Here is a 19,707-nt window from a genome sequence, read left to right on the forward strand (position 1 = left end):
GCACATATTTCGCTGGGGATGAGGGGGCTGGGTGGGGGCCTGCTTCGCAGGCCGGCGCAGGGCAAGCCTGCTCACTACAGCAAGCTCGCTCCTACAGGCAAGCCGGAGTCATTAAGACCGAGCTTATCTGCGACGGGGACGGCGCTGCTCATCATCCGTGCGAATCGGCACGGGTTGCAGCGGCGGCTCGATCAAACCCAACGCTACGCCGAGGTCATGGAGCCAGTTCTGGATTTTCTCTTTCATGATTGCCCCCTTTGAGGGTAGTACGGCACGGCGCAATGCTGTCGCCTTTTCCTACACTGATAGTAGCCCTAAGTCCTACGTATTGCTTGTACGAAACCACAACGAACTATTACTGAATTCATCCAAATGCTGACGGACCGGTCAGGCAATCGCGCGTTTGGCTTGCAGGACCTCGGCCTTGCCGTCTTGCTGCAGGTCGATCCATGCATTGAGGTTAGCGCCGAGCATACCCTTTCGCCACATCAGCCAGGTGGTTGCAGTGGCAAAATGCCCTGTCAGCGGATGAACGGACACGCTGTCCTTGCCCGGCAGGCTGTCGAGCATGGATTGGGACATCAAAGCGACCCCGGAACCGGCAATCACACACGCGAGCATGCCTTGGTACGACTCAATCTCAATGGCTCGCCCCATGGCCACATGTGCACTGGAAAACCAGCTCTCCAGGCGTGTGCGATAGGCGCAACTGCGTCGGAAAGTGAACACCGAGCGCCCGATGACATCCTGGGGGCCGCGCACGGGCGGATGGTCGGCCTCGCAGATCAGCACCAGCTTTTCCTCGCATAGCTGCACGCCGTCCAGCGTGTCAATGCTCAACGGACCATCCACAAACGCCGCATCCAGACGCCCCGTGATCAGCCCTTCCAGCAGCTCACCACTGGGCGCCGACTGCACCTGCAAATTCACCATCGGGTAGGCTTTGTGATAACGCGCCAGCAGCTTGGGCAAATGCACCGCGCCGGTGCTGTACATGCTGCCCAGCACGAAGTCGCCGGCCGGCTGCCCCCCTTGCACTGCGCCGTGGGCTTCGTCATGCAGTGCCAGCAAGCGACTGCTGTAGCCCAGCAACACCTTGCCTGCGGGAGAAAGTTGCAAGCGTTGACGCTCGCGCACGAACAACTCCACGCCAAGTTGTTCCTCCATCTGTTTTAGCCGGGTCGACAGGTTCGATGGCACACGATGCAAGCGCTCGGCCGCACGGGTAATGGAGCCTTCTTGCGCCACGGCCTGGAAAATACGCAATTGACTGAACTCCATACCTTTCTCCAAAACTGAACAAGTTACTCACTATTATTCATTTTTACAGAAAAACAAAGCGCTTTAGGCTGAAGGTCATTCGTTCTTAACAGGCACCCGACCATGTCCCCCCTGATTCGCCTGATCGCCAGCTCTATTGCCCTGATGATGGCCATGGGCATTGGCCGCTTCGCCCTTACCCCGCAAATGCCACACCTGCTCAGCGAAGGGCAGATCGACCTGACCGGCGCCGGCCTGATCGCCGCCGCCAACTACCTCGGGTACTTCGTGGGTGCGGTGGACTCGATTTTCGCCCGTAGCCATCACCACGTACGCGGTCGCCTGTACGGCGGGCTGTGGTTGTGCGTGCTGCTGACATTCGCCTCGTATTGGGCCAATGGTTTCTGGCCGCATCTGCTGTTGCGCTTCGGTACCGGCGTGGCGAGTGCCTGGGTATTGGTGATGATCACCAGTTTGAGCCAGCCGCTGGCGATTGCCGCCGGACGCCCACGATTGGGCGCCCTGGTATTTGCCGGGCCGGGGCTGGGGATTCTGTTGAGCGGGCTGCTGGCGCTGGGCTCAAACCTGCTGGGGCAGGATTCAGCCACCTTATGGTTGTTATATGGTGCGGCAGCGCTGGTGATGTTGCTGGCGATCCTGCCATTTTTACCGCAGCCCAGCGTGAGTTCTCCAGTCGCCAGCCATGGCGCTGCGGGCAGCAATGGCAGCATCACGCACCTGTGCTGGATTTATGTGTTGTTCGGGCTGGGCTACATCATTCCGGCAACCTTCCTGTCGCAGATGGCCAGCGCCCAGTTCAACGGCGCCTGGCAGGCCGATTTGTTCTGGCCATGCTTTGGGCTGGTCGCCGCGATTGGCGTGGGGGTGGCGAGCTTGCGTCGCAAGGACCCGCACACCACACGCCGCTGGCTGATGACCACCTTGTGGCTGCAAGCGGCCGGGGTGTTCGCCTGTTTGCTGGGCAACGGCTGGGGGTTGGCACTGGGCGTGCTGCTGTGCGGCGCACCGTTCCTGGCGTGCATGCAATTAGTGATGGCGCGTTTGCGCGATGTCGCGCCACACGGTTACCAGCGCAGCACCGGACTGCTGACCGCCAGCTTCGCCATAGGCCAATTGAGCGGGCCATTACTGGCCTCGGTGAGCAGCCACCTGAGCGGCGGCCTGCAACCGGCATTGGTGATCGCCGGTGCGGGCCTGTTAGTGGCAGGTGCGGTGCTGCTTAGCCCGCCACCAAAGGTGTTGGCGCGCGAACCTGCTCGCGCCGTGCCAGCACCAGGAAAAACAGCCCACCCAGGAAGCAGCCGGTAAACCAGGCAAAGTTGGCCATGCCCTGCAACGCCGGAGTGAAAGTGATCGCCACGCCCACCAGCGTGGCGGGCACCAAGGCCTTGACCGCCGTCCAATTCACGCCGCCGTCGAAGTAGTAACGCCCGCTCGGGCTGTCATCGAACAGCGCATCCACGTCGATCTTCTGCTTTTTGATCAGGTAGAAATCCACCAGCAGGATCCCGAACAGCGGCCCGATGAACGCCGCGAGGATGTCCAGGGTGTAATGGATCATCAGCGGGTTGTTGAACAGGTTCCACGGGGTGATGAAGATCGAGGCCACGGCGGCGATCATCCCGCCGGCGCGCCAGCTGATTTTGCTGGGCGCCACGTTGGCGAAATCAAAGGCCGGCGAAACGAAGTTGGCGACAATGTTAATGCCGATGGTGGCCGTCACAAAGGCAAAGGCACCCAGCAGCACGGCCATGCTGTTGTCGATACGCGAAACGGTGGCAATCGGGTCATACAGCATTTCGCCAAACACCGGCAAGGTGCCCGAGACAATCACCACGGTGACCAGGGAGAAGGCCAGGAAATTCACCGGCAACCCCCAGAAGTTACCGCGCCGCACGTCCTGCATGCTGCGGCAGTAGCGGCTGAAATCACCGAAATTCAGGGTTGGCCCGGAGAAGTACGACACCACCAACGCAGTGGCCACGATCACTTGACCAAACGCCTGCCAGCCCGACAGGGACTTTTCCGACAGGGTAAAGCTGATATTCGCCCAACCGGCCTTCCACACAATCCAACCGGCCAGGGCAAACATCACCGCATACACCACCGGCCCCGCCCAATCGATAAAACGCCGGATAGATTCCATGCCGGCCCAGAACACCGCAGCCTGCAGCACCCACAGGCTAAGGAAACCAAACCAGCCCAGGTAAGACAGGCCGGCGAAATGCGGCTCTGCAAACACCGCCATCTGTGGGAAAAAGCGCAGCACCACAATGATCAAGGCGCTGGAAGCCAGATAAGTCTGAATGCCGTACCAGGCCACGGCGATCAGGCCGCGAATCACCGCAGGAATATTCGCACCGAACACGCCAAACGCCAGTCGGCAGATCACCGGGTAAGGCACGGCGGCCTGCTGGCTGGGCTTGGCCACCAGGTTGGCGATCAACTGCACGATGCAAATACCGACGAGCAAGGCGATCAGCACCTGCCAACTGGCCAGCCCCAGGGCGAACAGGCTGGCGGCGAACACATAGCCGCCGACGCTGTGCACGTCGCTCATCCAGAAGGCGAAGATGTTGTACCAGGTCCACTTCTGCGGCAGTGGGCCCAGGTCCTGGTTATACAGGCGCGGGCTGTAGCCTTTGGGCAATTGTTCGGTCATCGCTGAGTCCTCGAAATACCGGCCTGGACTTGCATCACGGGGATGCATACGCGAGGCGGCATGGTTTGTATACGAGACAGTCAGCAGAATACGTGCCAATGGCACACAATCCCTCTATAACGGGACCTCAAAGTCGGTGATGGCGCTTTAAACGAGAGGCGTGCGCTCAGCAACGGTGCATATCAATCCTGTACACAATCACCGGTGCACCCGATGTGCACACAAGTACCCAACCGTGCAGCACGCCGCTGTCAGGAAAGCCCCCCAGGCCATGTCCATCACAGCCAAACCGGCGGACCAACCTTGCAGCGTCGCCCAATTACTCAGGTCATAGGTACCGTAGGCAACCACACCGAGCAGAGCCCCCAGACGCGCCGCGCGTTGCCAGTTGGCGCTGGGCAAGACCACGAACACCACGCAACCGACGGCATACAACAGATAGAAGAGCACTGCGGGCAACAGGCGGGGCTGATCGAGCATCAGCGGGCCCAGCAGGGATTTGTAGGTAGGGCCCATGAACACACCGAGCCAGAGGCCGTCCAGGATCAGAAAGGCGAGCAAGGTGCCGAGGTAGGCAAACACGGTTTTCTGGGTCATCAAAGCAGCCTCTGTAGGCGCCGATTGGCGCCTACAGAAGAGCAAAACGCACTCAGCTTAGTTCAATGCGATCGGCATGAATCACGATCTGGCCTTGCTTGTACAACGCACCAATGGCCTTCTTGAAGTTGCCCTTGCTTACACCGAACAAGCTGCTGATCAGCGCCGGATCGCTTTTATCGCTGACCGGCAGGGTGCCGTTGTTTTCGCGCAACTTGGCGAGGATCTTCGAGTTGAGGCTGGAGGCCGCTTCCTGGCCGACCGGTTGCAGGCTCAGGCTGATGTTGCCATCGGCACGGATCTCTTTGATAAAGCCTTTCTCTTCCTTGCCCGGACGCAGGAACTTGAACACTTCGTTCTTGTGGATCAGGCCCCAGTGCTTATTGTTGATAATCGCCTTGAAGCCCATGTCGGTGGCTTCAGCGACCAGCAGGTCAACTTCCTGACCGACCTGATAGTTGGCCGGCGTCTTGTCCAGGTAACGGTCCAGACGCGCGGTGGCCGTGATGCGCCGGGTGTGTTTGTCGAGATAGACGTGGACCACGCAGTATTCGCCGGCGGTCATCTGACGCTTTTCTTCGGAATACGGCAGCAACAGGTCCTTTGGCAAACCCCAATCGAGAAACACGCCAATACTGTTGACTTCCACCACTTTCAAACTGGCGAATTCGCCGACTTGAACTTTGGGTTTTTCGGTGGTGGCGATCAGTTTGTCATCGCTGTCCAGATAAATGAAAACGTTAAGCCAGTCTTCATCTTCACTGGGAATATCCTTGGGAATATACCGATTGGGCAAGAGGATTTCGCCGTCTTGCGCACCATCGAGGTACAAACCAAAGTTAGTGTGTTTAACCACTTGCAAACTGTTGTAGCGCCCGACTAAAGCCATGTCCAATACCCTCATTACGTGGGCGGCATTCTACCCGAGTTGCGCCTGCCACGCGCGCGCACCTGAAAAATCGCGGGCTGGTGTGGCGTTCCAATGGCACCGCCCCGCTCGTCCGAACGATCGGCTGAATTCAGGCAGGCGGACTGTCTCGATCAATGCCCAGGGTTTCGATTTAAAACAGCACGTTAGCAGGCGATTTCACAGATGAACGGGGGCTATTTTCAGGCACCGCACTAATTCTTCGGGGATATTTACCAAGTAATTGTCAAGTATTTCCTGTACGATGCCTGGCCAAGTTAATTTTTTACAGGTTAGTGGCCGCCATGCGCGTAAAAGCATCCAACAGCAAAGCAAAGCCAGCTCCCGCCGTTGAAACCAGCGAATCGATCAACAACCAGATCGCGGCGTTCCTCAAGTCCGGTGGCGAAATCCAGCAAATTGCCAAGGGCGTAAGCGGCCAGACTTTCGGCCCGTCCAAGCAGATCAGCCTGGGTAAAAAGTAAAACCGCGCAACACACCTGGTCCCTAAGCGTCTTGCTCTCAAGGCGCTAGGACTAGAGCCCGAAACACCCTGCCGACACACTCAATAACGTGCTAATCGACGAACGGGCTTCACCGCCTGGCATACGTCGGTATCCTTGCACACGTCTAGCACGGGCCTGCGCCCGATTTTCTCCGTTACTGCTCCTCGCTTTTCATGGAGTGAAGCATGCTCAAACCCTGCATTTTCCTGGTCAGCACCTTAGTGGCGTGTCCCCTCGCCGAAGCGCAGATATTCCAGCGCGAACTGGGCGACTTCGACCTGAAATTAGGCACCACCCCCAGTCGTAGCATGGCCCAGGGCCTGGTCAAGCCCACTTCACCGGGCAGCGATTCGTTCCATGGTGGCCTGGACCTCAGCCATGACAGCGGCCTGTACTTCGGCCAATTTTCGCCAAACATGGGCCTGTCTTCGGCGAGTACCCTCGAAGTCGACTCCTATATGGGTTTCAAGCACCCCTTCGACCAGACCCTGGGCTACGAAGTGGGGTTGATCCACTACAGCTACCCCAAGCTCAGCCCCCTCGACAGCCAGGAGTTCTACGGCGGCCTTAACCTGCTGGGCAATCGCTTCGGCGCCTCCTTCAGCAACGACCCCGACCGCCAGGACAGCACCCTGTTCGCCGACCTCGGAGGCACCCAGCCTTTCGGCATCGGCGTGAGCATGAAGTACACCACCCATCAATTGGGCACGCCGGCTTCGGTAGGCGGCGGCACCATCAGCAGTTTCAGCGACTGGTCGGTGCAATTCTCGCGCGCATGGAAGGGCATTGACCTGGACCTGATCTACAGCGACTCCAGCCTCAGCGGCGGCGATTGCTCGGCCTACTCCGGACACAATTCGCAATGTGACGGCCTGTTGACCTTGAAGGCCGTGCGCTCGTTTTATTGATGGGCTGAACTGTCGCGCCCGGCGTGGGTTCACATGCAATAACCCACTCTTGCCAGGACATGCCCATGCTGCGTCGGCTTAAACTTCTGATGGTCCTGCTGACCCTGAGCCTGGTGCTCACCGGTTGCAGTCGCGTAGGCCTGGCCTATCGCAACCTGGATGTGATCATCCCCTGGACGCTCAATGACTACCTGGACATGAACGCCGGGCAGAAGAGCTGGTTCAACGACAAACTCAAGGAACACCTGGCCTGGCATTGCACCACGCAACTGCCCGGTTACCTGGACTGGCTCGACCGCCTGCAACAGATGGTCGATGACAACCAGGTAAACGACGCAGCGCTGCAAAGCCGCACCCTCGAGGCCAAGCAGGCCATCGCCGACGTCGCCCGCGAGATCACGCCATCGGCCATCGAGTTGCTCAAGGGCCTGGATGATCAACAGGTCCAGGAGATGAACGACGCCCTGGCCAAAGACCTGCGCAAGCGCCAGGACGAATACCTCAAGCCGCCGCTGGCCCAGCAAATCAAGCAACGCGCCGAGCGCATGAACAAACGCCTGGACACCTGGATGGGCCCGCTCAGTGCCAGCCAGCAGAACCGCGTCATGGCCTGGTCCATCGCCCTGGGGGAGCAGAATACGCAGTGGATCGGCAACCGCGCGCACTGGCAGGCGCAATTTATCGACGCCGTGCAACAACGCCACAGCGCCGACTTCCCGCAAAAGATGCAGCAACTGCTGGTAGACCGCGAAAGCCTGTGGACGCCCGCCTACCGCGCCGCGTATGCGCAGACCGAAGCCGCCGCACGCAGCCTGTTGGTCGATGTCATGGCGCAAAGCACCGCGCAGCAACGCCTCAAACTCACGCAAAAAATCGACGGCGTACGCAGCGACTTCAAGGCACTCAAATGCCTGAAAAGCACCGAGTCCTAAGTGGGCGACAGTGTACCCAGCCACGCCACCAGCGCGAGGATCAGCACCACGGCGCCGAGCTCCAGGACCATGCTGCGCCGCAGCGCGGCGATGGCTGGCGCCGTGTCGCCCGCCGCCACGGCGCGTTGCAGCAACGGCGTCAGGTGCAAGCGATTGAGCGCCGCCAGCCCCAGCATCACGCCGAACACGCCTAGTTTCAGGCTCAACAGGAGCGCGTAGAGACCACCGCCAAGGCCGTCCAGACTCGGCCCGACCACCCACAGATAATTCGCCACACCGCTGACGATCAGCACGGCGACGAATCCCGTACCTATGCGCCCGAACCCCGCCAATGCGGCGGCCAATGACTCTGCGCGGCGGGCATCCCCCACTGACGCGCGCATCAGCAACAGTCCAAACGCCGCCAACGCGCCCACCCAGCCCGCTGCCGCCAACAGGTGCGCACTGTCGCCGAGCATGTGCCACACCCCCGGCGCTCCCTCGTGCATTGCGCCGTGGCCGGTCCACATCAGGGTCACCAGTGCGATACCGCCAAACAGCGTGGCCAGCGATAAACGAGCGCTGGACGCGACCACAACCAGCACCGCGACACGCAGCCACCAAGTCATACCGAAATCGGTCTGCCAGAGCATCATCTGCAAGTGCGGCCATAACGTCGGCCAATCCGTGGCACCGCTCATGGCCTGGGTGATGCTCAGCATCGACGCGATCGAAAGCAGCACGCCCATGCCCGCCGTCCACCCCAGCAGCTTCTTGAAATTCAACAGCGTGCGCTCTGCGGCCTTCAACCCGTAGAGGCCAAAAAGCCCCAGGCCAAACACCAGCATCAAGTCCAGATAGAGCGCAAAGCGCAGCAGGATTGGGCTCAGTTCGCTCATGGCTGGACGCTGAACACCAGGTTCCCGGTGATCGGGTGGGTGTCGGATGACACCGCCCGCCAGTCGACCCGGTAGGTGCCGGCCGTCAGCATAGATGCCGGCTTGATCAGCATCACCTTGGGGTCAGTGCCGGCCGCCACGCTGGCCTTCACCGGCATCGGCGAATTGGGCATGCCGGGCATATCGGTCATGGTCAGCTTGGCGCCGGAGAACTGCGTCAGCAGCTTCTCCGAGAAACGCAGCTCTATCACGGCCGGCGCCGCGCCCTGGGCGCCGGCTGCCGGAGCGGACAACAGCAGTTTCGGATGGGCCTCAGCCTGCAGGCTGAGAATTAATCCGACCCACAGCGCACCACCCGCTAACGCAGTTTTCAACATCGACATGCAAGGCTCCAGGCCGCTCCAGGCGGCGAGTTATAGGTATAAGAAAAGGCTCAGAACCACAGGCGCACGCCGACGACCCAGCGCACTTGGCTGATGTCTTCGTCGTCCTCACGGGCGTAGTGCGCCGTCTGGCCATAGGTGCGGTTCCAGCTGACCCCCACGTAAGGCGCAAACTCGCGGCGGACTTCGTAACGCAGCCGCAGGCCCAGTTCACTGTCCGACAAGCCCGCGCCCACGCCGCGCCGCGGATCGTTTTGCGCATAAAAATTGAGTTCGGCGGTCGGTTGCAGGATCAGGCGATTGGTCAGCAGGACGTCGTAATCCCCCTCCAGTCGCGCGGCGGTACGCCCCGACTCGCCGACAAACAGCGTCGCCTCGGCTTCGAAGTTGTACAACGCCATGCCTTGCACGCCGAAGGCGCCCCAGGTTTGGCTGTCACCGGGCTTGAAGTCCTGGCGCACGCCGCTCACCACGTCCCACCACGGGCTGATCGCATGCCCCCACAGGGCCTGGGCTTCGGCGCTGTCGGTACGCCCGGCGCTGCGCTCGCCTTCGCTGCGCAGCCACAGCCGGTCGACGTCACCGCCAATCCAACCCTTGACGTCCCAGTTCAACGCAGCACTGCCTTCACCACCTTGCCATTCCAGCTGGTTGAGCAGCAGCATCGAATGCACGGCGCTGTCATGCATCAGGTGCCCGCCCGGCTCGTTGTACACCGCAGCGCGGTCGGCGTCGGTCAGCGCCGGGATCGGTGTGCGGCTTTCGGTCAACGCCGGCACCGCCGGGCTCATCCCCTGGAACGCTTCCTCGGCAATCGCCAGCGGACTGAATACCAGCGCCATGCAAACCGCTAAAACACGATGGCTCATACTCGCCTCCTCATTCATGCACGCGCACTTCGCGGAACATGCCCATTTCCATGTGGTACAGCAGGTGGCAGTGATAGGCCCACCGGCCCAGGGCATCGGCGCTCACGCGGTAGCTGCGACGCGAGCCCGGCGGCATGTCGATGGTGTGTTTGCGCACCTGGAACTGGCCGTTCTCGTCCTCCAGGTCGCTCCACAGGCCATGCAGGTGAATGGGGTGGCTCATCATGGTGTCGTTGACCAGCACCAACCGCACGCGCTCGCCATAGGTGAGCTGCAAGGGCTCGGCATCGGAAAACTTCACGCCATCGAATGACCAGGCGAATTTTTCCATGTGCCCGGTGAGGTGCAACTCGATGGTCCGCGCCGGATCGCGGCCATCAGGGTCCTCGAAGGTACTGCGCAGGTCGGCATAGGTCAGCACCCGCCGACCATTGTTGCGCAGGCCGATGCCGGGGTCGTCGAGCTTGGGCACCGGGTTCATGGCTTGCATGTCCACCAGCGGGTTGTTCGCCTCGCTGGCCGCATGGCTCTGCATCGGCATCGGCATCGGCATCGCGCCCATGGCGCTGTGGTCCATGCCTTCCATGCCGGGCATATCCGCCATGGCGCCGTGGTCCATGCCGCCCATGCCCATGTCTTGCATGCTCAGCCAGACACGCGGATCAAGCGCCGGCACCGGGGCCATCGCGCCGGCCTGCAGGGCCAAGGTGCCTCGGGCAAAGCCGGTGCGGTCCATCGACTGGGCAAACAGTGTGTAAGCCTCAGCCGTGGGCTCCACCAACACATCGAAGGTTTCGGCAACCGCGATGCGAAACTCATCCACGCTGACCGGCGTCACCGGCTGGCCATCGGCGGCGATGACGGTCATCTTCAAGCCGGGAATACGTACATCGAAATACGTCATCGCCGAGCCGTTGATGAAGCGCAGGCGCATCGTCTCTCCGGCCTGAAACAGCGCGGTCCAGTTGTGACGCGGCGGCTGGCCGTTGAGCAGGTAGGTGTAGGTTTCACCGCTGACGTCGGCGAGGTCGGTGGGGTTCATCTTCATCTGCGCCCACATCCAGCGGTCGGCGACGGTGGCCGACCAGCCCTGCCTGTCCACATCGCGTGCAAAATCACTCACGGTGGGTTTGTGCAGGTTGTAGTAGTCGGACTGCTTCTTGAGGGTTTTCATCAGGGCGACGGGGTCTTCGTCGGTCCAGTCCGACAGCATCACCACGTAGTCGCGCTGGTAGGTGTAAGGCTCGGGTTCCCTGGGGTCGATCACCAAGGGGCCATACACGCCCTGCTGCTCCTGGAATCCAGAATGGCTGTGGTACCAGTACGTGCCGTGCTGCTTGACCTTGAACTGATAGACAAACACGCCACCCGGCTCGATGCCCTTGAAGCTCAGGCCCGGTACGCCGTCCATGGTCGAGGGCAGGAGAATGCCGTGCCAGTGGATCGAGGTCGGTTCGGCCAGGCGGTTTTTCACGCGCAGGGTCACCGTGTCGCCCTCACGCCAGCGCAACAACGGGCCCGGCAGGCTGCCGTTGATGGTCAATGCGGTGCGTGCCTGGCCGGTGAGGTTGACCGGTGTCTGGTCGATAGACAGATCGAAGTCAGTGCCTGCCAGCACTGTGGGTTGGCCTGGGCCGCTCAGCGCCCAGACCGGGGTACGCCAAAGCCCAAAACCGCCCAGCAGGCCGCCGGCGGCCAGGCCTTTGACGAAAGTGCGTCGAGAAGTGAGAGGGTGCATGCCAATTCAAGCCCGTCAGTTGAATGGCAGCAGATTAGGCGGCGCCGGCTGTCAGCAACCTTAGCGCCAGATTACCGATCCGACAGTTTCGCGCCGGCCATGCGGGTGCCGGCGCGTGACAAGGTCAGGCGATTTGCGCTTTGGACGCCACGTCAGCGAAGGTCTGCGGGTCCAGTGCGTCGGCCTGCTCATCCAGCACCTGGCGCGGATGATCATTGCCCGGAATGGAACTGTCGATCAGCGCCAGCAATTGCGCGCCCAGCGCCGTCAAAATGAAATTCTCGCCATTGCCGCCTTCTTCCTCCGGGCGTGATTCGATGAAACCGCGCTTGAACAGCAGCGCCTCGTAATCGGCAGCGGTCTTCTTCAGCGCATCCAGATTGCCGGTGTCCTCGCCCGCCGTGGCCTTCTCGGCCGCTTCCTGTTCGGCGTATTTGCGCGGCGCAAAGCTGCCTTCGCCGTTCTGCACTTCATGCAGCAGACGTTCGATCAAATCCCAATTGTAAGTCGTCATCCTGATTCCTCCTGCGGGCCTGAGGAAAGTAGCCCGTCAGTAGAAGTGACCCTGCGCGCCTGTGGCCGTTCAGACCAACCGACGGGCGTCATTTCTCTGAACTTTCCAGACGTTCGCCACCTCAACTGAGCATCATCGCCAAGGAGGTCCGATCATGAACACCCTGAAAAACCTGGCCATCGCCGCCACGCTGCTCACCGCCCTGCCCGCCTGGGCCTGTACGCCCGACGAGGCCACGGCCAAGCGCGAAGCATTGGCCAAGGAAGTGACCCGACTCACCGAACAGAACCCGGCCAAAGCCAAGGAGATGAACGACGAGCTGCAAAAGATGGACCTGGATACTGAAAGCGCGCAATTCCCCGACAAGTGCCAGTTGATCGACGCCCGTTTGCAAGAGCTGAAAGAAGCTGCCGCCAAAGCGAAAAACTGAACGTATAAAAAAACCGGACAACGTCCGGTTTTTTTACATCAGCCCCGTATTACTCGGCAGCTGGCGCTTGCGGCTTGCGGCGCTTGAGCGGCGCCATGCCGTCCTTGCTGACGAGCGACAGGTTGTCGGTCTTCGGGCGGTTGGCGATCTTGCGCTTGGTCGGCGACTTGGCGCCGGCTTTCTTCTTGTCGCCCTTGGCGTCGGTCTTTTTCTTCTTCACGCCAACGGCCTTGCCCGACGCCTTGACCTTTTTCGGCCCGGTGTAGGTGCCTTTGACTTCCTTGATGGTGCGGCGCTCGAACGACTGCTTGAGGTAGCGCTCGATGCTCGACATCAGGTTCCAGTCGCCGTGGCAGATCAGCGAAATGGCCAGGCCATCGTTGCCGGCTCGCCCGGTACGGCCAATACGGTGCACGTATTCGTCGCCGCTGCGTGGCATGTCGAAGTTGATCACCAGGTCCAGGCCGTCCACGTCCAGACCGCGCGCGGCGACGTCGGTAGCCACCAGGATCTTCACGCCGCCCGCCTTGAGGCGGTCGATCGCCAGCTTGCGGTCCTTCTGGTCTTTCTCGCCGTGCAGCACGAACGCCTTGTATTCCTGGGCCACCAGGCGGCCGTAGATGCGGTCGGCGGCGGCACGGGTGTTGGTGAACACGATGGCCTTCTGATAGGTCTCGTTGGCCAACAGCCAGTTGAGGATCTGCTCTTTGTGCACGTTGTGGTCGGCGGTGACGATCTGCTGGCGCGTGGTTGCGTTCAGGTCGCTGACGTTGTTGACCTGCAGGTGCTCGGGGTTGTTCAGGACCTTGGCGACCATGTCGCGCAGGGTCGAACCGCCGGTGGTGGCGGAGAACAGCATGGTCTGCTGACGGTTGACGCATTCAGCGACCAGGCGCTGTACGTCGTCGGCAAAGCCCATGTCGAGCATGCGGTCGGCTTCGTCGAGCACCAGCACTTCGACTTCCTTGAGGTCGAGGTTGCCGGCGTTGAGTTGCTCGATCATGCGGCCCGGCGTGCCGATAAGGATATCCGGCACCTTGCGCAGCATGGCCGCCTGGACCTTGAAGTCCTCGCCGCCGGTAATGATGCCGGACTTGATGAAGGTGAACTGCGAGAAGCGCTCGACTTCCTTCAGGGTCTGCTGGGCCAACTCGCGGGTCGGCAGCAGGATCAGGGTCTTGATACTGACGCGGACCTTGGCCGGGCCGATCAGACGATTCAAAACCGGCAGGACGAAAGCGGCGGTCTTGCCGCTGCCGGTTTGTGCCGTCACCCGCAGGTCACGCCCTTGGAGCGCGAGCGGGATGGCCGCTGCTTGCACAGGCGTAGGCTCGACAAATTTCAGCTCGGCCACGGCTTTGAGCAGGCGTTCGTGCAGGGCGAATTGGGAAAACACGGGTGCTACCTCGAAGAAATACAAAATATCAGCTGCATAGGGTAACGGTTTCGGGCGTCCAAACCGAGTTTCTTTACGCGAACGGTGCCAAACAGCTGCTTTTTTGTCAGGGAGTTTGTCCGCGCCGTCAACTTTGTCGCACTTAAATGCTCTAATCGCGCCCGTCTTGTCTTACAGAAGAATCGGTTCTACCCATGGATATCAAACAGCTCTGGCGCAACGTCCAAGACCTCTGGGGCGCCCTCGACCAACACCCGCTGCTGCATGCCAGCCTCGGTTTCGTGGTGTTGCTGGTGGTCGCGCTGCTGCTCGGACGCGTCGCGCGCTACCTCATCCTGCATGCGGTCAAACTGCTCGGCCGCCAGCCAGCTTTGCACTGGCTCAATGACCTGCGGCACAACAAAGTCTTCCACCGCCTGGCGCAGATGACGCCGTCCCTGGTGATCCAGTTCGGCCTGTACCTGGTACCGGACCTGAGCAAGACCGCGATCCTGTTTATCGGCAACGTGGCCCTGGCCATCTCGATCCTGTTCCTGGTGCTGGCGATCAGCGCCCTGCTCAATGCCCTGCTGGACATCTACGCCCGCACCGAACACGCCCGCACCCGCTCGATCAAAGGCTACGTGCAGTTGGCGAAGATGGTGCTGTTCGTGTTTGGCGCGATCATCATCGTCGCCACCCTGATCGACCGTTCGCCCCTGTTGCTGCTGTCGGGCCTGGGTGCGATGTCGGCGGTGATTTTGTTGGTGTACAAGGACACCCTGCTGTCGTTCGTCGCCAGTGTGCAACTGACCAGCAACGACATGCTGCGCGTCGGCGACTGGATCGAAATGCCCCAGGTAGGCGCCGACGGCGATGTGGTGGACATCACCCTGCACACGGTCAAGGTGCAGAATTTCGACAAGACCATCGTCTCCATCCCCACCTGGCGGCTGATGTCCGAGTCGTTCAAGAACTGGCGCGGCATGCAAGCCTCGGGCGGGCGCCGCATCAAGCGCAGCTTGTTCATCGATGCGAGCGGCGTGCGCTTCCTGCATGACGACGAAGAAGCGCGCATGACCCAGGTGCATTTGCTCACCGACTACATCAGCCGCAAGCAGGCCGAGCTCAAGGCCTGGAACGAAGCCCAGGGCCACAGCGCGCAACTGTCGGCCAACCGCCGACGCATGACCAACCTGGGCACCTTCCGCGCCTACGCCCTGGCCTACCTGAAAAGCCATCCGGACATCCAGCCGAACATGACCTGCATGGTGCGCCAGATGCAAACCACCGCCCAGGGCGTTCCGCTGGAGATCTACTGCTTCACCCGCACCACGGCGTGGGCCGATTACGAGCGCATCCAGGGGGATATCTTCGATTATTTGCTGGCGGTGCTGCCGGAGTTCGGCTTGAGTTTGTATCAGCAGCCGAGTGGGAATGATTTAAGGGCGGGGATGTTGCCTGCCGTGCTGGGGGCCAGCCAACTGCCTGCGCCGGAAAAAGCCACGATCTAGAGCGATTCAGCGCAGCCTTTCAAGCGCTGCGCTGTCCCCTCGATCTTTAGCTGGGTCCTGCTTTTTCTAACATTGCCTGATCGGCCTGACGCTTCGCCGCTTCCTTCCAGTTACGCCAATCAACCAGCGCAGCGGGAAGTCGGTCATGGCCTTTGATCCAAACGCATAGTCCCGGGTCGATCCACTGAACGATCTCTGTGATATCTCGATGCAGGTTGAAAAGCGGCTGCCACAGAAGCGGCTCGTGATGAAAGCAACGATTTCGCAGATCCCTGGCATTATTCAAGCGGCTGCGGATAACGTGTGCCTTTTTGGCGTTTTTTGGGCAGTAGAAAAACACCTTCATCAAAGGCTTCGAGACGTCCGGAAATGCTCTACGGTTGAACAGTGAAGTCCAGAAGCCGAAGCTCAACTCAGCGGTGATTTCGTCCGGACCAGGATTTACACCTCTTTTCTGAAGCGCCGTACGCGCAGCGTCCACTTTTTGATAGCTGGAAAGAAGTTCCACATTGGTACTGGCCCTGAACACTTCATACCAGTCATCCCGCTGGTACTCTCGCACCATCTCGCGCTGGATACCGTTGCGTAAGCTCACTTCAAGCACGTGGAAAATCGAAACAAGGGATTCTGCAATCCGCATGTTGTGCACATAAGCTGCAGCCGCGTGATCTTGATTGCCCCGATGCCCTTTGAGATAGCGACTCATCCTTGGAGTGGAGAGCTTCGCCTCCAGCGTTTGCCAGACCATCTATACGCAAGCTCCTTTCAGCGCTAAGAAATGTCACAAGCACGAGCGATGGTACAGGCTGGTTTCTTCGCCTCAAAGCAACAAACTATTGCCAAATCATGGGGTAGCTCACCCGACGCGCCGCAAGGGGTTGACGTGCAAATCGGGGCTGGTAATCTACCCCCGCAGCCCTAGGAACCTCCACTCCCGTGCAACACGAAACGGTGATGAGACTAGGTTATGTGACGGCCCCGCTCTGCGGGGCCTCCTCATTTCTGGCGATTGCGTTTTTTGCTACGGCGCGCTTCCAGGCTCAGCGTTGCACAGGAGCCGGGTACCACAGAAGACGCAGGCATTCATTAAGTTTTGCGTGGCGCAACGGCCCCCGCAGAACGCACACCCAACCGACTGATCCACACCGCCCCCAGAATCACCAACCCGCCCAACGCCAAACGCCCCAGCGGCTCGTGCTGGTTCCAGATCAGCAAATTCAGCAACAACCCCACCGGCACATGCAGGTTATTCATCACCGCCAGCGTGCCGCCATGCACCAGGCACGCGCCTTTGTTCCACCAGTACATGCCGAGCGCGGTGCTGACCAGGCCCAGGAATACCAGCACGCCCCATTGCAGCGGCGCTTGTGGCAGGAAGTCGGCCTTGGCGAACAACAGGAATGCCGGCAACACCACCAACAAGGCGCCGAGGTAGAAGTAGCCAAAACGCCGGTAATGCGGCAAGTCACTCGGATAACGCGCCACCAGGTGCTTGTACATCACTTGCCCGGCGGCGTAGGTGAAGTTGGCCAGTTGCAGCAGCACAAAGCCCATCAGGAAGTGCGGGGTGATCTGGTCGAAACGAATCACCGCCGCGCCCGCCACCGCCACCAGCGCGGCGACCAGTGCCCAGGGGTTGAAGCGCCGGTTGAGGGCGTCTTCGATCAGGGTCACGTGTAACGGGGTAAGAATGGTGAACAACAGCACCTCCGGCACCGTGAGCACGCGAAAGCTCAGGTACAGGCACACGTAGGTCACGCCGAACTGCAACGCACCGATCACCAGCATGCCGCGCATGAACGCAGGTTCCACCGAGCGCCAGCGGGTCAGGGGGATAAATACCAGCCCGGCCAACACCACGCGCACCAGCACCGCGAAGTAACTGTCGACGTGCCCCGCGAGGTATTCGCCGATCAAGCTGAAGGAAAATGCCTGTATCAGGGTGACAACCAGTAGATAGCCCATGCGCGCCTCGTTTCGAATGGGCGGGACATTAAAGGTTTTCGGCGCTTGAAGAAACTCGGGACAAAAAAAACCCGACCTCGCTAAAGCGTCAGTCGGGCAGGAGCACTCAGGAGCAACAAGTGCAAAGGGAGGTTCGATACGCGTACTTGAAGGGGTGGCGTGCAGCGATATAAACACCGCGCGATTACGTGGCGATTAAAGGATCACGCCACCTGGGCAATCAGCGCCTTGGCGTGATTGATGCCCTTCTCCTGGAAGTCACCGCTCAGGTTCACGCCTTCGGCATGAATGAAGGTGACGTCATGAATCCCGATGAAGGCCATGACTTGGCGCAGGTAGGGTTCCTGGTGATCGGAGCTGGCACCGGTGTGGATGCCGCCGCGCGCGGTGAGCACGATGGCGCGCTTGCCGGTCAGCAACCCTTGGGGCCCGGTGGCGGTGTACTTGAACGTCACGCCGGCCCGCAACACATGGTCCAGCCAGGCTTTCAAGGTGCTTGGAATAGCGAAGTTGTACATCGGTGCGGCCATGACCAGCACGTCGGCGGCCAGCAACTCGTCGGTCAATTCGTTGGAGCGGTCGAGGGAGATCTGTTCGTCGTCGTTGCGCTCCTCCGCCGGTTTCATCCAGCCGCCGAGTAAATTGGCGTCCAGGTGCGGCACCGGGTTGAGGGCCACGTCACGCACGGTGATCCGGTCCGCCGGGTGGGCGGCCTGCCATTGGCTGATGAACTGCCGGGTCAGTTGGCGGGAGATCGAATCCTGTTGGCGGGCGCTGCTTTCGATGATCAGAACATTGGACATGGCTTCGTAGGCTCCATCTGAAACTGCTGTAAGTCGATGGAGAAAAGATTAACCAGGGCTCATTCGATAAAAAAGCGCAAAAAACTGCTGCAACCCATCTAGAAATTTGTTGATAAGCGGAGTATTCCTGTCGGCATGCTCCGCTGCCGTTTTATTTCGGCGCGCAGTCCAGGGCAATGCGCATCTTGATAATGGCGCGGTTGAACTTGGCGGTGGTGTTGGTGCTTTTGCCCGCCGGTACCGTGACCATGCGACGACGCGGCGCTTCCGGGCCGTTGGTGAAGATGACCGAACACACGGCGTCTCGGGTGCCGTAGTTATTGAGTTGAATCGAACTGATGTCGCCGTCCACATCGGAGGCGGTGTAGTCCACGCTCACGCCCTCGATCTTTTTTGTCACGTCGATGGGGTAGGCAAATGCGCTCATCGGCAACAGCGCCAGCAACACACAACACAATTTTCTCATTCGGCAGTCTCCAATAAGGACCGCCAGCTTAGGACAAGAGGAACCTATCTTGAAAGCGCCCCGCGTTACCCTCGATCAATGGCGCACGCTGCAAGCCGTGGTCGACCATGGCGGCTTCGCCCAGGCGGCCGAAGCGCTGCACCGTTCGCAGTCCTCGGTGAGCTACACCGTGGCCCGCATGCAAGACCAGCTCGGTGTGCCACTGCTGCGCATCGACGGGCGCAAGGCAGTGCTCACCGATGCCGGCGAAGTGCTGCTGCGCCGCTCCCGGCAGCTGGTGAAAAACGCCAGCCAGCTGGAAGACCTCGCCCACCATATGGAACAGGGCTGGGAGGCCGAAGTGCGGCTGGTGGTCGACGCCGCCTACCCCAACGCACGCCTGGTACGCGCCCTCAGCGCATTTATGCCGCAGAGCCGTGGCTGCCGCGTGCGCCTGCGCGAAGAGGTGTTGTCCGGTGTCGAAGAGTTGTTGATTGAAGGCGTGGCCGACCTCGCCATTTGCGGTTTCAGCATCCCCGGTTACCTGGGCACGGAAATGAGCGACGTGGAATTCGTCGCCGTGGCCCACCCCGAACATGCCTTGCACCGCATGAATCGCGAGCTGAGCTTCCAGGACCTGGAAAGCCAGATGCAAGTGGTGATCCGCGACTCCGGCCGCCAGCAACCCCGCGATGTGGGCTGGCTCGGCGCCGAACAGCGCTGGACCGTCGGCAGCCTGGCCACCGCGGCGTCCTTCGTCGGCAGCGGCCTGGGCTTTGCCTGGCTGCCTCGGCACATGATCGAACGCGAACTCGCCGAGGGTGTGCTCAAGCAGCTACCCTTGGAACAGGGCGGCAGCCGCCACCCCACGTTCTATTTGTATTCAAACAAGGACAAACCCTTGGGGCCGGCGACGCAGATCCTCGTGGAACTGCTGCGCACCTTTGACACGGCCCCGCTGGATGCGCCTTTCGCCGCTCCCCGGCAAGCCTGAAACGGA

General features: G+C 60.6%; 22 protein-coding genes. 7 read left to right on the forward strand and 15 right to left on the reverse strand.

The features are described from left to right. Positions 1-123 precede the first annotated feature (123 nt). The gene (locus V6M90_RS04920) at positions 124-246 is read right to left on the reverse strand and encodes a PA1414 family protein (RefSeq protein WP_003193089.1); all 123 of its coding nucleotides are present in this window, start codon (positions 244-246) and stop codon (positions 124-126) included. A 141-nt stretch (positions 247-387) separates the two neighbouring features. Further along, complete coding sequence (gene ptrR, locus V6M90_RS04925; protein ID WP_003175396.1) at positions 388-1,281, reverse strand: putrescine utilization regulator PtrR; 894 nt, start codon at positions 1,279-1,281, stop codon at positions 388-390. 102 nt (positions 1,282-1,383) lie between these two features. Between ptrR and V6M90_RS04930 the strand changes: the two genes are divergently transcribed. Further along, positions 1,384-2,589, forward strand: a complete 1,206-nt coding sequence (locus V6M90_RS04930) for an MFS transporter (RefSeq protein ID WP_305427602.1) — start codon at positions 1,384-1,386, stop codon at positions 2,587-2,589. On the opposite strand, the gene V6M90_RS04935 is transcribed toward V6M90_RS04930, so the two are convergent. The 3 genes from V6M90_RS04935 to V6M90_RS04945 form a co-directional block, all read right to left on the reverse strand. Beyond that, entirely contained in the window at positions 2,501-3,943 is a 1,443-nt protein-coding gene (locus tag V6M90_RS04935; RefSeq protein WP_332846162.1) for an NCS1 family nucleobase:cation symporter-1, read from the reverse strand. The two genes, V6M90_RS04930 and V6M90_RS04935, sit on opposite strands and share 89 nt — an antisense overlap. Positions 3,944-4,141: 198 nt before the next feature. Further along, the gene (locus V6M90_RS04940) at positions 4,142-4,540 is read right to left on the reverse strand and encodes a DUF2177 family protein (RefSeq protein WP_003175399.1); all 399 of its coding nucleotides are present in this window, start codon (positions 4,538-4,540) and stop codon (positions 4,142-4,144) included. A 52-nt stretch (positions 4,541-4,592) separates the two neighbouring features. Then, positions 4,593-5,429 carry a CvfB family protein gene (locus tag V6M90_RS04945; protein ID WP_003175400.1) on the reverse strand — a complete coding sequence of 279 codons (837 nt, stop codon included), beginning with the start codon at positions 5,427-5,429 and terminating at the stop codon, positions 4,593-4,595. A 323-nt stretch (positions 5,430-5,752) separates the two neighbouring features. On the opposite strand from V6M90_RS04945, the gene V6M90_RS04950 reads away from it, so the two are divergent. The 3 genes from V6M90_RS04950 to V6M90_RS04960 all read left to right on the forward strand — a co-directional run bounded on the left by V6M90_RS04950 (position 5,753) and on the right by V6M90_RS04960 (position 7,793). Further along, a complete protein-coding gene (locus tag V6M90_RS04950; protein WP_017527541.1) occupies positions 5,753-5,932 on the forward strand; it encodes a hypothetical protein in 180 nt (59 codons plus the stop codon). 206 nt (positions 5,933-6,138) lie between these two features. Further along, positions 6,139-6,861 carry a TorF family putative porin gene (locus V6M90_RS04955; protein ID WP_332846163.1) on the forward strand — a complete coding sequence of 241 codons (723 nt, stop codon included), beginning with the start codon at positions 6,139-6,141 and terminating at the stop codon, positions 6,859-6,861. 65 nt (positions 6,862-6,926) lie between these two features. Beyond that, the gene (locus V6M90_RS04960) at positions 6,927-7,793 is read left to right on the forward strand and encodes a DUF6279 family lipoprotein (RefSeq protein WP_141063572.1); all 867 of its coding nucleotides are present in this window, start codon (positions 6,927-6,929) and stop codon (positions 7,791-7,793) included. On the opposite strand, the gene copD is transcribed toward V6M90_RS04960, so the two are convergent. The 5 genes from copD to V6M90_RS04985 form a co-directional block, all read right to left on the reverse strand. After that, positions 7,790-8,671: a copper homeostasis membrane protein CopD gene (gene copD, locus V6M90_RS04965; protein WP_332846164.1), complete on the reverse strand. Its 882-nt coding sequence runs from the start codon at positions 8,669-8,671 to the stop codon at positions 7,790-7,792. The genes V6M90_RS04960 and copD overlap by 4 nt on opposite strands. Then, on the reverse strand, positions 8,668-9,054 hold the full coding sequence (gene copC / locus V6M90_RS04970; protein ID WP_003175405.1) for a copper homeostasis periplasmic binding protein CopC: 387 nt from the start codon (positions 9,052-9,054) through the stop codon (positions 8,668-8,670). The genes copD and copC overlap by 4 nt, the downstream gene beginning before the upstream one ends. 50 nt (positions 9,055-9,104) lie before the next feature. Further along, positions 9,105-9,923: a copper resistance protein B gene (locus tag V6M90_RS04975; protein WP_332846165.1), complete on the reverse strand. Its 819-nt coding sequence runs from the start codon at positions 9,921-9,923 to the stop codon at positions 9,105-9,107. A gap of 10 nt (positions 9,924-9,933) precedes the next feature. Beyond that, on the reverse strand, positions 9,934-11,661 hold the full coding sequence (locus V6M90_RS04980; protein ID WP_332846166.1) for a copper resistance system multicopper oxidase: 1,728 nt from the start codon (positions 11,659-11,661) through the stop codon (positions 9,934-9,936). Between the two features lie 124 nt (positions 11,662-11,785). Further along, entirely contained in the window at positions 11,786-12,175 is a 390-nt protein-coding gene (locus tag V6M90_RS04985; RefSeq protein ID WP_003175409.1) for a hypothetical protein, read from the reverse strand. Between the two features lie 154 nt (positions 12,176-12,329). Between V6M90_RS04985 and V6M90_RS04990 the strand changes: the two genes are divergently transcribed. Beyond that, the gene (locus V6M90_RS04990) at positions 12,330-12,605 is read left to right on the forward strand and encodes a hypothetical protein (RefSeq protein ID WP_141063568.1); all 276 of its coding nucleotides are present in this window, start codon (positions 12,330-12,332) and stop codon (positions 12,603-12,605) included. 49 nt (positions 12,606-12,654) lie between these two features. Here the strand turns inward: V6M90_RS04990 and V6M90_RS04995 are convergent, their stop codons facing one another. Continuing rightward, the gene (locus tag V6M90_RS04995; RefSeq protein WP_141063567.1) at positions 12,655-14,001 is read right to left on the reverse strand and encodes a DEAD/DEAH box helicase; all 1,347 of its coding nucleotides are present in this window, start codon (positions 13,999-14,001) and stop codon (positions 12,655-12,657) included. 194 nt (positions 14,002-14,195) lie between these two features. Here V6M90_RS04995 and V6M90_RS05000 point away from each other — a divergent pair, with 194 nt between their 5' ends. Next, on the forward strand, positions 14,196-15,494 hold the full coding sequence (locus V6M90_RS05000; RefSeq protein WP_305427608.1) for a mechanosensitive ion channel family protein: 1,299 nt from the start codon (positions 14,196-14,198) through the stop codon (positions 15,492-15,494). Positions 15,495-15,540: 46 nt separating this feature from the next. Here the strand turns inward: V6M90_RS05000 and V6M90_RS05005 are convergent, their stop codons facing one another. The 4 genes from V6M90_RS05005 to V6M90_RS05020 form a co-directional block, all read right to left on the reverse strand. Beyond that, entirely contained in the window at positions 15,541-16,242 is a 702-nt protein-coding gene (locus V6M90_RS05005) for an Abi family protein (RefSeq protein WP_332846167.1), read from the reverse strand. 338 nt (positions 16,243-16,580) lie between these two features. Then, positions 16,581-17,459: a carboxylate/amino acid/amine transporter gene (locus V6M90_RS05010; protein WP_003175415.1), complete on the reverse strand. Its 879-nt coding sequence runs from the start codon at positions 17,457-17,459 to the stop codon at positions 16,581-16,583. A gap of 203 nt (positions 17,460-17,662) precedes the next feature. Beyond that, positions 17,663-18,262, reverse strand: a complete 600-nt coding sequence (locus V6M90_RS05015) for an FMN-dependent NADH-azoreductase (protein ID WP_003175416.1) — start codon at positions 18,260-18,262, stop codon at positions 17,663-17,665. Positions 18,263-18,413: 151 nt separating this feature from the next. Next, positions 18,414-18,728, reverse strand: a complete 315-nt coding sequence (locus tag V6M90_RS05020; RefSeq protein ID WP_332846168.1) for a 3-phosphoglycerate kinase — start codon at positions 18,726-18,728, stop codon at positions 18,414-18,416. Between the two features lie 49 nt (positions 18,729-18,777). Between V6M90_RS05020 and V6M90_RS05025 the strand changes: the two genes are divergently transcribed. Beyond that, on the forward strand, positions 18,778-19,701 hold the full coding sequence (locus tag V6M90_RS05025) for a LysR family transcriptional regulator (protein WP_003175418.1): 924 nt from the start codon (positions 18,778-18,780) through the stop codon (positions 19,699-19,701). Positions 19,702-19,707: the final 6 nt, after the last annotated feature.

The sequence above is a fragment of the Pseudomonas lactucae genome, assembly GCF_036688725.1.
Taxonomy (GTDB): Bacteria; Pseudomonadota; Gammaproteobacteria; order Pseudomonadales; family Pseudomonadaceae; genus Aquipseudomonas; species Aquipseudomonas lactucae.